We start from the raw sequence: 383 nt of genomic DNA, 5'->3' as shown, positions 1-383 counted from the left end.
TCGACCTTGTCGAAGCGGCCTGCCAACCTCTGGTCGGCCGCGTCCAGGGCCGCCTGGCAGTGCGCGCACCGGGATGGGCGGGCGGTGACCGTCTCGTCCGGTGCTTCGGCCAGCAATCGGCCACCACCCTTGCGGCCAAGGCTGCCCTGGCGGGGACCCGTCCGGGCAGGCTTGTCGTCGCGGTTCGGCTTCCTGCCCTGCGACGGCGGCTGGCTGGAGTTGTTGGGCGTCTTCGGCAGGCCAAGCCTGGCCTCCAACTCCGCGACCCGCGCCGTCAGCGCCTGCACCTGCGCCCACAGCGCATGGATGAGCGCGTCCTTCTCCTCATGGGAGAGCGAAGACAGGTCGGGAAGCCGGTCCATCCCCAGCTTGAATCAGGAGCC

The 383-nt window shown here is 70.5% G+C and carries 1 protein-coding gene; it reads right to left on the bottom strand.

The annotated features are described in order from the left end of the window. Window positions 1-362 (bottom strand): DUF6444 domain-containing protein (locus Q7A36_RS41075; protein WP_305109522.1); only part of this gene is annotated, 362 nt, incomplete at its 3' end. Window positions 363-383: the final 21 nt, after the last annotated feature.

The organism is Paracraurococcus lichenis, assembly GCF_030657435.1.
In the GTDB taxonomy this organism is placed as follows: domain Bacteria; phylum Pseudomonadota; class Alphaproteobacteria; order Acetobacterales; family Acetobacteraceae; genus Paracraurococcus; species Paracraurococcus lichenis.
The sequence above is the reverse complement of the archived record's forward strand: the minus strand, read 5'-3'. Positions and strand labels throughout refer to the sequence as shown.